Here is a 13,092-nt window from a genome sequence, read left to right on the forward strand (position 1 = left end):
CCAGAGCCCTCCCGGCCCGTCCCCGGGTCCTTCCCCGCTTCGGCGCCGGTCAAGACTCCCGCGCCGAGGAGAGCCTGAGGAGGGTCCGTACGGCACCGTCGGCCGTGCGGCGGCCTCTCCCCGGCCGGGAAATTCGACGAATTCCACTCTTGACCCGGGTGGGCGCAGCCACTAATTTTCCAGGGAAGCAGACCCATGACTACCGAGAGGAGGCGACCGGCGGATGTACACCAACTCCGATCTGAGTCGCCTCGCCCGCCGCACGGTGTGGGTTTCGGGTCGGGTCGCGCACGGCTGCTGACACGCCGTTCCCCGTGCCCTGAAGCGGCACGTCCCGGGTTCCCTCCCTCTTCACCACTTCACGGCACGCCGTTGTCGCGTGCCGATGTGCGCTCGCCTTTTCTGCGCGGCGCGTATGAACCAAGAAAGCTGCCTGAAATTGGCGAACATGATGAATCGACGTGTCCCGAGTCGAAATGAAGGTCGGTCATGGTAGCGGCACGGATCACCGTCAATGGAAAAGAAGCACCGATCGCGCCGTCCGCGCCCCACACCACGGTCCTCGACTTCCTGCGCGAGCGCGGTCTGACCGGCACCAAGGAAGGCTGCGCCGAGGGTGAGTGCGGCGCCTGCTCGGTCCTGGTGGCCCGCCCCGGGGTGAACAAGCCCACCGACTGGGTGCCGGTCAACGCCTGCCTGGTCCCGGTCGCGGCGCTCGACGGCCAGGAGGTCGTCACCTCGGAGGGCCTCGCCACCGTGCAGGCGCCGGGCACCCCGCCCGCCCTGCACCCGGTGCAGGAGGAGATGGCGGTCCGCGGCGGCTCCCAGTGCGGCTACTGCACGCCGGGATTCATCTGCAGCATGGCCGGCGAGTACTACCGTCCCGACCGCTGCGCCCACCCGGACCCGGGTGCGGACCCGGGTGCGGACGCGGCAGACGGCAGCGGTGACGGCGTTGACGCCGAGCACGGCCCGAACGGCTTCGACCTGCACGCGCTCAGCGGCAACCTGTGCCGCTGCACCGGCTACCGGCCGATCCGCGACGCCGCCTTCGCCGTCGGCGCGCCCGCCGACGAGGACCCGCTGGCCCGGCGCCGCGACGAGGCCCCGCCCGCACCCGTAGCCACCGAGTACCGCCAGGACGACCGCGCCTTCGTGCGCAGGGACACCCTGGCCGAGACCCTGCGGCTGCTGCGCGAGCGGCCCGACGCGGTCGTGGTCGCCGGCAGCACCGACTGGGGCGTGGAGGTCAACATCCGCTCCCGCCGCGCCGACTGCGTGGTCGCCGTCGACCGGCTGCCCGAACTGCGGGAACTGCGCGTCGGGGACGACCGCGTCGAGATCGGCGCGGCCCTCACGCTCACCGAGATCGAACGCCGTCTCGACGGCACCGTCCCGCTGCTGGCGCAGCTGTTCCCGCAGTTCGCGTCCCGGCTGATCCGCAACGGCGCCACGCTGGGCGGCAACCTCGGTACCGGCTCGCCCATCGGCGACAGCCCGCCGGTGCTCCTCGCGCTGGAGGCGTCGCTGGTGCTCGCCGACGCCGACGGCGAGCGGGAGGTCCCGCTGGCCGAGTACTTCACCGGTTACCGGCAGAGCGTGCGCCGTCCCGCGGAGCTGATCCGCGCGGTGCGCGTCCCGCTGCCGCTGTCGCCGGTCACCGCCTTCCACAAGATCGCCAAGCGGCGGTTCGACGACATCTCCAGCGTGGCCGTCGCCTTCGCGCTGGACGTCGACGGCGGGATCGTCCGCAAGGCGCGCATCGGCCTGGGCGGCGTGGCCGCCACCCCGGTCCGCGCGCTCGCCACCGAGGCGGCCCTGGAGGGCAGGCCGTGGACGGCCGGGACCGCCGAGGCCGCGGCCCGGGTGCTGCGCGGCGAGGGCACCCCGATGGACGACCATCGCGCCAGTTCCCTCTACCGTTCCGCGATGCTCGGCCAGAGCCTGCTGAAGCTGTACGCCCAGACCACCGAGGCGGTGCCGTCATGAGCCACCTGTCCGAGCGTCCCGAGAAGCCGGTTGTCGGCGTCTCGCTGCCCCACGAGAGCGCCTACCAGCACGTCACGGGCACCGCGCTCTACACCGACGACCTGGTCCAGCGCACCAAGGACGTGCTGCACGCCTACCCGGTCCAGGTGATGAGGGCCCGCGGCCGGATCACCGCGCTGCGCACCGCCCCCGCGCTCGCCGTGCCCGGCGTGGTCCGCGTGCTGACCGGTGCCGACGTGCCCGGAGTCAACGACGCCGGCATGAAGCACGACGAGCCGCTCTTCCCCGACGAGGTCATGTTCCACGGCCACGCCGTCGCCTGGGTGCTCGGCGAGACCCTGGAGGCGGCGCGGCTCGGCGCGGCGGCCGTCGAGGTGGACCTGGAGGAACTGCCCTCCCTGATCACGCTGCAGGACGCCATCGCGGCGGACAGCTACCACGGCGCCCGCCCCGTGATGACGCACGGCGACGTCGACGCGGGCTTCGCCGAGTCCGCGCACGTGTTCACCGGCGAGTTCCAGTTCTCCGGCCAGGAGCACTTCTACCTGGAGACGCACGCGGCGCTGGCCCAGGTCGACGAGAACGGGCAGCTGTTCATCCAGAGCAGCACCCAGCACCCCTCGGAGACCCAGGAGATCGTCGCGCACGTGCTCGGCGTGCCCTCGCACGAGGTGACCGTGCAGTGCCTGCGGATGGGCGGCGGCTTCGGCGGCAAGGAGATGCAGCCGCACGGCTTCGCGGCCGTCGCCGCGCTCGGCGCCAAGCTCACCGGCCGCCCGGTCCGGTTCCGGCTCAACCGGACCCAGGACCTGACCATGTCCGGCAAGCGGCACGGGTTCCACGCCGGCTGGAAGATCGGCTTTGACGCCGAGGGCCGCATCCAGGCCCTGGAGGCCACCCTGACCGCGGACGGCGGCTGGAGCCTGGACCTGTCCGAGCCGGTCCTCGCCCGGGCGCTGTGCCACATCGACAACACGTACTGGATCCCCAACGCGCGGGTCGCCGGCCGTATCGCCCGGACCAACACCGTCTCCAACACCGCCTTCCGCGGCTTCGGCGGACCGCAGGGCATGCTGGTGATCGAGGACATCCTCGGCCGCTGCGCGCCGCGGCTCGGCCTGGACCCGATGGAGCTGCGCGAGCGGAACTTCTACCGGCCGGGCCAGGGGCAGACCACGCCGTACGGGCAACTGGTCACGCAGCCCGAGCGGATCGCCACCGTCTGGCAGCAGGTGCGGGACGACGGCGGCATCGCCGACCGCAAGCGCGAGATCGCCGCCTTCAACGCGGCCCACCCGCACACCAAGCGGGCGCTGGCGGTCACCGGCGTCAAGTTCGGCATCTCGTTCAACCTCACCGCCTTCAACCAGGGCGGCGCGCTGGTGCTGATCTACAAGGACGGCTCCGTCCTGATCAACCACGGCGGCACCGAGATGGGCCAGGGCCTGCACACCAAGATGCTCCAGGTGGCCGCGACCACCCTGGGCATCCCGCTGCACAAGGTGCGCCTCGCCCCGACCCGCACCGACAAGGTGCCCAACACCTCCGCCACCGCCGCCAGTTCCGGCGCGGACCTCAACGGCGGGGCGATCAAGGACGCCTGCGAGCAGTTGCGCGAGCGGCTGCTGCAGGTGGCCGCGAGCCGGCTCGGCGCGAACGCCTCCGACGTGCGCATCGTCGACGGCGTCGCGCGCGCCCTCGGCGGTGACGCGGAGCTGGCCTGGGACGACCTGGTGCACACCGCGTACTTCCAGCGGGTCCAGCTCTCGGCGGCCGGCTACTACCGGACCGAGGGGCTGCACTGGGACGCGAAGTCCTTCCAGGGGACCCCGTTCAAGTACTTCGCCATCGGCGCCGCGGCGACCGAGGTGGAGGTGGACGGCTTCACCGGCGCGTACCGCATCCGGCGGGTGGACATCGTCCACGACGTCGGCGACAGCCTCTCCCCGATGATCGACATCGGCCAGGTCGAGGGCGGCTTCGTGCAGGGCGCGGGCTGGCTGACGCTGGAGGACCTGCGCTGGGACACCGGGGACGGCCCGAACCGGGGCCGGCTGCTGACCCAGGCGGCGAGCACGTACAAGCTGCCGAGCTTCTCGGAGATGCCCGAGGAGTTCAACGTCCACCTGCTGGAGAACGCCACCGAAGAGGGCGCCGTGTACGGCTCCAAGGCGGTCGGCGAGCCCCCGCTGATGCTGGCGTTCTCGGTGCGCGAGGCGCTGCGTCAGGCCGCCGCCGCCTTCGGCCCGGCCGGGGTGAGCGTCGAACTGGCCTCGCCCGCCACGCCGGAGGCGGTGTACTGGGCGATCGAGTCGGCCCGGCAGGGCGCCACCGCAGGGGACGGCCGGGAACGCGGCGAAGCCGCCCCCGACCACGGCGGGGTCCGCGGCGGCGCGGAAGCGCTGAGCGGTGCCTGACATGACGTGGATCGCCGCGGTCGCGCGGTTGCGGGCCCGCCGGGAACCCGGCGTGCTGGTGACCGTCGCGACCGTGCGCGGCCACGCCCCGCGCGACGCCGGTGCGAAGCTCGTCGTGGGGCGGACCGGCACGTGGGGTTCGATCGGCGGCGGCAACGTCGAGGCGGTCGCGATCGACCGGGCCCGGGAGATGATCACCGCGGCCGAGCCGGAGCCCGAGCTGATGGACTTCGCGCTGAACGACAAGGTGACCAACCGGCACGGCGTGCAGTGCTGCGGCGGCACGGTCGCGGTCCTGCTCGAACCGCTGCCCGTGGTGCGGGCGGTGGCGGTCTTCGGCGTCGGCCACGTCGGGCTCGAACTGGCCCGCATCCTGGCCCGCCAGGACCTGGACCTCCACCTGGTCGACAGCCGCGCCGAGCTCCTGTCCGAGGAGCGGCTCGGCGTGCTGGCCGACGCGGTGGCGCAGGTGCACGTGCACCACACACCGCTGCTGCCGGAGGAGGTGCTGGCCGAGCTGCCGCCCGGCACCCACGTCCTGATCATGACGCACGACCACGCCGAGGACGCCGCCCTGTGCGACGCCGCCCTGCGCACCGGACACCTCGGCTCCGTCGGACTGATCGGGTCGGCGGCCAAGTGGTCGCGGTTCCGCAAGCGGCTGGCCACCGAGGGCGGCCACGACGAGGCCGCCATCGACCGGATCAAGACGCCGATCGGACTGGCCGACATCACCGGCAAGGAGCCGGCGACCATCGCCGTGAGCGTCGCGGCCGACCTGCTGCGCACCTTCGAGACCGCGGGGGACTGACCTCCGCGCCGGGACCACAGGGGGTGTCCCGCCGGTGTGAACCACACCGGCGGGGCACCCTTTCGGCATGAGAGCGGTCCCGCGCCACGCCACCGAGCGGCCCTTGTAGGAGTCTACGAAGCGCCCGTACCAGCCTGCTGGTTGTTCGTACCTTCGGTCTCTGGCTGGTCCCGGCCGACAACCTGTGTACTCCCTCTACAGGTTGCAGCCAGCAGGTCCACCCACACACCGGCCAAGGAGCGCCATGACTATCCACATCGTCGAGACCGGCATCCGCGCGCACGAGCGCGCCTGGATGGACCAGGCCATCGAGCTGGCCACGACCAGCGTCGCGAACGGCGGCGGCCCCTTCGGCGCGCTCGTCGCCAAGGACGGCGTCGTCGTCGCGACCGCCAACAACAAGGTCACCTCCAGCCTCGACCCCACCGCGCACGCCGAGGTCAGCGCCATCCGTGCCGCCTGCCAGGAACTGGGCACCTTCAGCCTCGAGGGCTGCACCCTCGTCACGTCCTGCGAGCCCTGCCCGATGTGTCTGTCCTCGTCCCTGTGGGCGCGCGTCGACCGGCTGATCTACGCCGCCGACCGCCACGACGCCGCCGTGGCCGGCTTCGACGACCGCAAGTTCTACGACCTGTTCGAGAAGCGGCCCCAGGAGATGTGGCCGATGGCCGTGGAGCACCTCGACCTGCCCCACCGCACCCAGCCGTTCGACGCCTGGATCGCCAAGAGCGACCGCATCGACTACTGACCGGGGCGCACCGCCCACCGGCCGCCCGCCGTCGGCCGCGCCGGTCCGAGGGCCGGCCGCGGCTGCCCCGTCCGTGCGCCGCTCACCGTGGCGCAGGGGCGGTGCGGGGGCGAGTGCGCGAGGACGGGGGCAGGGGCGACCGACTTGCGCAGGCGGCGTACCCGTCCTGCTGAGCGTCGGGTAAGCGCCTGCCACGGGTGACGGTGAACCTGCGAACCCAGTAGCCGGCGGTGCTCGTCCCTCTTACGGAGGCTGGACGACCTCTCGGTGCCCTCCAGTCCGGGCCCGCGGCTGCGTCCAGGGCGTTGGCCGGGATGCGGGCCGGCCGGTTGTGGCGCTCGGAGGCGCTCGGGCTCGCGACGGCCGTCCCGTCCAGCTCCTTCGAGGGCCTCGGCGGTTCGGCAGTGCTGCCCCGGCGTACTGTCCGGGGCGGGCCCGGGTCCCGGAAGCGGACAGGGGCCGTGCCGGGCCCGCGTAGGGGCGGGGGCACGGCTTAGATTGGCCGTATGCCGAATCGCCTTGCGAACGAGACCTCGCCGTACCTGCTCCAGCACGCGGACAATCCCGTCGACTGGTGGCCGTGGTCGCCGGAGGCGTTCGCGGAGGCGCGCGAGCGCGACGTCCCCGTGCTCCTCAGCGTCGGGTACAGCGCCTGCCACTGGTGTCACGTCATGGCCCACGAGTCCTTCGAGGACGAGACGACCGCCGCGTTCCTGAACAGCCACTTCGTGTCCGTCAAGGTCGACCGCGAGGAGCGGCCGGACGTGGACGCCGTCTACATGGAGGCCGTGCAGGCGGCGACCGGGCAGGGCGGCTGGCCCATGACCGTCTTCCTCACGCCGGACGCCGAGCCCTTCTACTTCGGCACCTACTACCCGCCCGAGCCCCGGCACGGCATGCCGTCCTTCCGCCAGGTGCTCCAGGGCGTGCACCAGGCCTGGTCGGAGCGGCGCGGCGAGGTCACCGAGGTCGCGGGGAAGATCGTGCGGGACCTCGCCGGGCGGGAGATCTCCTACGGCGGCGCCGAGGCGCCCGGCGAGGAGCAGCTCGGGCAGGCACTGCTCGGCCTCACCCGGGAGTACGACGAGCAGCGCGGCGGGTTCGGCGGGGCGCCGAAGTTCCCGCCGTCCATGGTGATCGAGTTCCTGCTGCGCCACCACGCCCGCACCGGCGCCGAGGGCGCCCTGCAGATGGCGGCCGACACCTGCGAGCGGATGGCGCGCGGCGGCATCTACGACCAGCTGGGCGGCGGTTTCGCCCGGTACTCCGTGGACCGCGAGTGGGTCGTGCCGCACTTCGAGAAGATGCTGTACGACAACGCCCTGCTGTGCCGGGTCTACGCTCACCTGTGGCGGGCCACCGGCTCCGACCTCGCCCGCCGGGTGGCGTTGGAGACCGCCGACTTCATGGTCCGCGAACTGCGCACCGCCGAGGGCGGTTTCGCCTCCGCGCTGGACGCCGACAGTGACGACGGCACCGGGAAGCACGTCGAGGGCGCGTACTACGTGTGGACGCCGGCCCAGCTCACCGAGGTCCTCGGCGCCGAGGACGCGGAGCTGGCCGCCCGGTACTTCGGCGTGACACAGGAGGGCACCTTCGAGCACGGCGCCTCCGTGCTGCAACTGCCGCAGCAGGAGGGCGTCTTCGACGCCGAGCGCGTCGCGTCGATCCGGGAGCGGCTGCTGGCCGCCCGGGACGGACGCCCCGCCCCGGGCCGGGACGACAAGGTGGTCGCCGCCTGGAACGGGCTGGCCATCGCCGCGCTCGCCGAGACCGGCGCCTACTTCGAGCGCCCCGACCTGGTCGAGGCCGCCGTCACCGCCGGTGACCTGCTGGTGCGGCTGCACCTCGACGAGCAGGTGCGGCTGACCCGCACCAGCAAGGACGGCAGGGCCGGTGCCAACGCCGGGGTCCTGGAGGACTACGCCGACGTGGCCGAGGGGTTCCTCGCGCTGGCGTCGGTCACCGGGGAGGGTGTCTGGCTGGACTTCGCCGGTTTCCTGCTGGACCACGTCCTCACCCGCTTCGCGGACGAGTCCGGCTCGCTGTACGACACCGCGGCCGACGCCGAGCAGCTGATCCGCCGCCCGCAGGACCCGACCGACAACGCCACCCCGTCCGGCTGGAGCGCCGCCGCGGCCGCCCTGCTGTCCTACGCCGCCCACACCGGTTCCGCACCGCACCGGGCCGCCGCCGAGCGCGCCCTCGGCGTGGTGAAGACGCTCGGCCCACGCGTCCCGCGCTTCGTCGGCTGGGGACTGGCGGCCGCCGAGGCGCTGCTCGACGGCCCGCGGGAAGTCGCCGTGGTCGGAGCCGGCCCGGCCGACGGAGCCGCGCGGGGACTGCACCGCACGGCGCTGCTGGGGACGGCCCCCGGGGCGGTCGTGGCCTTCGGCGCCGAGGGGAGCGACGAGTTCCCGCTGCTCGCCGACCGGCCCCTGGTGGGCGGGGCGCCGGCCGCCTACGTCTGCCGGAACTTCACCTGCGACGCGCCGACCACCGACCCGGAGCGGCTGCGCGCCGCGCTGGTCGCACCCAACGGCTGAGCCGGGCGGCACCGGCCGCCGGTGACCGTCCGGGCCGCTCAGTGGCCCTGGGCGCTCCTGCTCACGGCGCGCTCCACGATCGCCTCCAGCTGCTCGTGGTGCGCGCCCCTCCAGTAGGCGCGTCCGCACGCGGCGCACTGGGCGAAGACGTCGTACGACCGCTGCGTTCCGCCCTTGAGCTGCTGGGCCACCTCCTCCTTGGTGGCCGCCCGGAGCAGGCCGTTGCAGGCGGTGCACCGCGTCCACGGGCGCAGCGCGGGCCGGAACCGGTCCAGGATCTCCTGAAGCTGCTCGTCGGGGCGGGTGCTGTAGACGTAGGCGCCGGCCCACAGCTCGCGGCGGCGCAGCAGCCCCCGGTCGCGGCTGAGCATGACCCGCTTCTCGGCCGCCGACAGCGCGGCGAGCGCCGGGTCGCCGAGGTCCGTCGACTCGTAGGCCGTGTCCACGCCGAGCAGCCGCAGCCGTCGGGCGAGGGTGCCGAGGTGCACGTCGAGGAGGAACCGCAGGGGAGCGCCGGGGACCCGCTGAGGGTGCTCGACGGGCCTCACGCGCACCGACTCGCCGCCCGACGGGACGTGTCCGGGCCCGGCCTCGCGGCCGTCGACGAGCAGGGCGCCGACCTCGGTCAGCGGGACGCCGAGGGACTCCACGAGGTGACCGAGGGTGGAGACGCCGTCGGTGGCCGTCAGGGCGGTGCCGGTGGAGCGGGCGCGGGGGACGAACAGACGCAGCTCGGGGGCGAACTCGACGCGGATCTCGGGACCGTTCACCCGGTCAGGATGCCACGGGGTCCGGGCCGGGACCCCGGGCTTCTCCGCGGCCCTCCCGGGGGCCTTGCCGGAGGGCGGGCAGCCCGTTCTCCAGGGCGTCCAGGGCGCGGTCGACCAGCTCGGCCAGGCTCTCCTCGTGGTCGTGTTCGGCCCAGTACCGCGAGACCTCCATCAGGCCGCCGACCAGGGACATCGACACGGTCCTGACCTCCAGCGAGTCCGGGGCGAGGCCGGTGCGGTCGGCGATGGCGCGGGCGAGCACCCGCCCGGTGGCCGACATGTTCTCCAGCATCCGGCAGCGCACCGCGGGCACCTCGGCCAGCAGCCGCGTCCGCAGCCGGGTCAGCTCGGCCTCCTCGCCGGCGCCGACGCCGAGCACCGCGCGCAGGACGTGCCGCAGGGACTCCGGCCACGGCTCTCCGGCGGGCCGGGCGGCGAGCCCCGCCGCCATGACCGGGTCGTACGCGTCCGTGAGGACGATGTCCTCCTTGGTCGGCAAGTAGCGCAGCACGGTCGACGGGGACACCTCGGCGCGCCCGGCGATCTGCTCGACCGTCGTCGCCTCGTACCCCTGCTGCCGGATCAGCCCGTAGGCCGCGGCGCGGATCGCCGCACGGGTCTTGGCCTTCTTCCGCTCCCGCAGACCCGGCCGCGCGCCGCCGGTGGGGGAGAGGGGGGAGCGTACGCCGGTCATACGGCCATTGTCGGCCATGCGCCGCCCCCTCGGAGCCCGTGCCGCCTAGTACGCGACCAGCGAGATCCCCACGTAGTGCGCGATGAAGGCGGCCAGCGTGAAGGAGTGGAAGACCTCGTGGAAGCCGAACCAGCGCGGGGACGGGTTGGGACGCTTCAGGCCGTAGATGACGCCGCCCGCGCTGTAGAGGAGCCCGCCCACGATGACCAGGACGAGGACGGCGATGCCGCCGGCCCGCATGAACTCGGGCAGGTAGAAGACGGCCGCCCAGCCCATCGCGAGGTAGCAGGGCGTGTAGAGCCAGCGCGGTGCGCCGACCCAGAAGACCCGGAAGACGATGCCTGCCGCAGCGGCCGCCCAGATGCCCCACAGCAGCCACTCGCCCTGGGCGCCGGGCAGCAGCAGCATCGTGAGCGGAGTGTAGGTGCCCGCGATGATCAGGAAGATGTTGGCGTGATCGAGGCGGCGCAGCACGCCGTCCATGCGCGGGCTCCAGTTGCCCCGGTGGTAGAGCGCGCTGACGCCGAACAGCAGGCAGGCCGTGAGGACGTAGATCCCGCAGGCGATGCGGGCCTCGGACGATTCGGCGAGCGCGGTGAGCACCAGACCGGCGACGAGGACGGCCGGGAACATACCGAGGTGGAGCCAGCCGCGCAGCTTCGGCTTGACCGGGTGCGGAAGGGAGAGCGCTACAGGGCCCTGGCCGGCGGCGGCCGAGTCCCTGGGCGCGTCGGGGACGGACGCAGTCATGGACGCATCGTACCTACGGTTCCGTAAGTTACGCATCAGTACGGCCAGGTGCCCCATGGCAAGTGGCCATCATCTCACGGGGGGTGAGGTGACGCATTCCCGGTTCCGGGACGTGGCGAGCCTCACGCCGCTCAAGTGTGACGCCCTCTGGACAGATGGGCGCTCGCGTCGGATGATCAAATGAGTGCGGTCGACACCGGATGAGCGCCCAAGAGGACGACGTCACGCATCCGGGTCGCAGCCCCCACGGGGCCTGTCAGCAAAAAACCCCTCACTTAGGAGCAATCGTGGCGCGCGACATCGCTGCTCCCCCCGTCCCCACCGACCACCAGGAACTGATCTCGTGGGTGAACGAGATCGCCGAACTGACCCAGCCGGACGCAGTGGTCTGGTGCGACGGATCCGAGGCCGAGTACGAGCGCCTGTGCGGGGAGCTCGTCGAGAAGGGCACCTTCCGCAAGCTCGACCCGATCAAGCGCCCCAACTCCTACTACGCGGCCTCCGACCCCTCCGACGTCGCGCGTGTCGAGGACCGGACCTTCATCTGCTCCGCCAAGGAGGAGGACGCGGGCCCCACCAACCACTGGAAGGACCCCGCCGAGATGCGGGAGATCTTCACCGGTGACCAGGGAGAGGGCGGCCTGTTCCGCGGTTCCATGCGCGGCCGGACCATGTACGTCGTGCCCTTCTGCATGGGCCCCCTCGGCTCCCCGCTGTCCGCGCTGGGCGTCGAGATCACCGACTCCGCCTACGTCGCGGTCTCCATGCGCACCATGACCCGCATGGGACAGCCCGTCCTGGACGAGCTGGGCGAGGACGGCTTCTTCGTCAAGGCCGTGCACACGCTCGGCGCGCCGCTCGCCGAGGGCGAGGCGGACGTCCCGTGGCCCTGCAACAGCACCAAGTACATCTCGCACTTCCCCGAGGACCGCGAGATCTGGTCCTACGGCTCCGGCTACGGCGGCAACGCCCTGCTCGGCAAGAAGTGCTACGCGCTGCGCATCGCCTCCGTCATGGCCCGCGACGAGGGCTGGCTCGCCGAGCACATGCTGGTGCTGAAGCTGACCCCGCCCACCGGCGCGCCCAAGTACGTCGCCGCCGCCTTCCCGTCGGCCTGCGGCAAGACCAACCTCGCCATGCTGGAGCCGACGATCTCCGGCTGGACCGTGGAGACCATCGGCGACGACATCGCCTGGATGCGCTTCGGCGAGGACGGCCGCCTGTACGCGATCAACCCCGAGGCCGGCTTCTTCGGTGTCGCGCCCGGCACCGGTGAGCACACCAACGCCAACGCGATGAAGACGCTGTGGGGCAACTCGGTCTTCACCAACGTCGCCCTCACCGACGACGGCGACGTGTGGTGGGAGGGCATGACGGAGGAGACCCCGGCCCACCTGACCGACTGGAAGGGCAACGACTGGACGCCCGAGTCGGGCACGCCGGCCGCGCACCCCAACGCGCGCTTCACCACGCCCGCCTCCCAGTGCCCGATCATCGCGCCGGAGTGGGAGGACCCGAAGGGCGTGCCGATCTCGGCGATCCTCTTCGGCGGGCGCCGCGCCACCGCCGTACCGCTGGTCACCGAGTCCTTCGACTGGAACCACGGTGTCTTCCTCGGTGCCAACGTGGCCTCCGAGAAGACCGCCGCCGCCGAGGGCAAGGTCGGCGAGCTGCGCCGCGACCCCTTCGCCATGCTGCCGTTCTGCGGCTACAACATGGGCGACTACATGGGGCACTGGGTCGACGTGGCCAAGGACAAGGACCAGTCCAAGCTGCCGAAGATCTACTACGTCAACTGGTTCCGCAAGGACGACGAGGGCCGGTTCGTCTGGCCCGGTTTCGGCGAGAACGGCCGCGTCCTGAAGTGGATCGTGGAGCGCCTGGAAGGCAAGGCGGACGGCGTCGAGACCCCGATCGGCGTGCTGCCGACCAAGGAGTCCCTCGACACCGACGGCCTCGACCTCGCCGACGCGGACCTGGAGTTCCTGCTCAGCGTCGACAAGGAGGTGTGGCGCGAGGAGGCGGCGCTCGTCCCCGAGCACCTGAACACCTTCGGCGACCACACGCCCACCGAGCTGTGGGACCAGTACCGGGCCCTGGTGCAGCGCCTGGGCTGAGCACCGTCCCCACCCCAGCTCCGTGGCCGGTCCGACTAGCCCTGACCCGCGAAGTCGTCACGAAGGCCGGTCACGAGGGGGCCCCGCCCCGCTCCAGTAGCTCGATGTCCCGGAGCGGGGGAGGTCCCGTACGGGCCGGGTCCCCGCACAAAGGCGTGCGCCGGACCCGGCCCTTCGACATCTCCACACCGACAGCGAGACGCGCCCCGAAGGGGCGCGGGGAACTGCGCGACCAGCCACACCGCACGGA

9 protein-coding genes and 1 pseudogene are annotated in these 13,092 nt (G+C 72.5%); 6 read left to right on the top strand and 4 right to left on the bottom strand.

The genetic code is table 11. The annotated features are described in order from the left end of the window. Window positions 1–489 precede the first annotated feature (489 nt). The 4 genes from EV562_RS13785 (at window position 490) to EV562_RS13800 (ending at window position 5,965) form a co-directional block, all read left to right on the top strand. Window positions 490–1,989 (top strand): FAD binding domain-containing protein, encoded by a 1,500-nt coding sequence (locus EV562_RS13785; protein ID WP_133887098.1) that lies wholly within the window; start codon window positions 490–492, stop codon window positions 1,987–1,989. Then, on the top strand, window positions 1,986–4,406 hold the full coding sequence (xdhB, locus tag EV562_RS13790; protein WP_133887099.1) for a xanthine dehydrogenase molybdopterin binding subunit: 2,421 nt from the start codon (window positions 1,986–1,988) through the stop codon (window positions 4,404–4,406). The genes EV562_RS13785 and xdhB overlap by 4 nt, the downstream gene beginning before the upstream one ends. 1 nt (window position 4,407) lies before the next feature. Further along, entirely contained in the window at window positions 4,408–5,217 is an 810-nt protein-coding gene (gene xdhC, locus EV562_RS13795; RefSeq protein WP_133887100.1) for a xanthine dehydrogenase accessory protein XdhC, read from the top strand. 244 nt (window positions 5,218–5,461) lie between these two features. Then, a complete protein-coding gene (locus EV562_RS13800) occupies window positions 5,462–5,965 on the top strand; it encodes a nucleoside deaminase (protein WP_133887101.1) in 504 nt (167 codons plus the stop codon). A 268-nt stretch (window positions 5,966–6,233) separates the two neighbouring features. Here EV562_RS13800 and EV562_RS35570 read toward each other — a convergent pair. Further along, a pseudogene (locus EV562_RS35570) lies at window positions 6,234–6,341 on the bottom strand (Uma2 family endonuclease); the annotation flags it as partial. A gap of 130 nt (window positions 6,342–6,471) precedes the next feature. On the opposite strand from EV562_RS35570, the gene EV562_RS13810 reads away from it, so the two are divergent. Next, entirely contained in the window at window positions 6,472–8,511 is a 2,040-nt protein-coding gene (locus tag EV562_RS13810; protein WP_133887102.1) for a thioredoxin domain-containing protein, read from the top strand. A gap of 38 nt (window positions 8,512–8,549) precedes the next feature. On the opposite strand, the gene EV562_RS13815 is transcribed toward EV562_RS13810, so the two are convergent. Genes EV562_RS13815 through EV562_RS13825 form a run of 3 tightly spaced genes read right to left on the bottom strand, consistent with a single transcriptional unit; the run spans window position 8,550 to window position 10,725 of the window. Beyond that, entirely contained in the window at window positions 8,550–9,281 is a 732-nt protein-coding gene (locus EV562_RS13815; protein ID WP_133887103.1) for a Mut7-C RNAse domain-containing protein, read from the bottom strand. A 4-nt stretch (window positions 9,282–9,285) separates the two neighbouring features. Beyond that, window positions 9,286–9,975 carry a TetR family transcriptional regulator gene (locus EV562_RS13820; RefSeq protein WP_133887104.1) on the bottom strand — a complete coding sequence of 230 codons (690 nt, stop codon included), beginning with the start codon at window positions 9,973–9,975 and terminating at the stop codon, window positions 9,286–9,288. A gap of 45 nt (window positions 9,976–10,020) precedes the next feature. Then, window positions 10,021–10,725, bottom strand: coding sequence for a hemolysin III family protein (locus EV562_RS13825; protein ID WP_133887105.1), 705 nt, complete (start codon window positions 10,723–10,725; stop codon window positions 10,021–10,023). Between the two features lie 287 nt (window positions 10,726–11,012). Here EV562_RS13825 and EV562_RS13830 point away from each other — a divergent pair, with 287 nt between their 5' ends. Continuing rightward, on the top strand, window positions 11,013–12,842 hold the full coding sequence (locus EV562_RS13830) for a phosphoenolpyruvate carboxykinase (GTP) (protein ID WP_133887106.1): 1,830 nt from the start codon (window positions 11,013–11,015) through the stop codon (window positions 12,840–12,842). Window positions 12,843–13,092: the final 250 nt, after the last annotated feature.

Source organism: Streptomyces sp. BK208 (genome assembly GCF_004364245.1).
Taxonomy (GTDB): domain Bacteria; phylum Actinomycetota; class Actinomycetes; order Streptomycetales; family Streptomycetaceae; genus Streptomyces.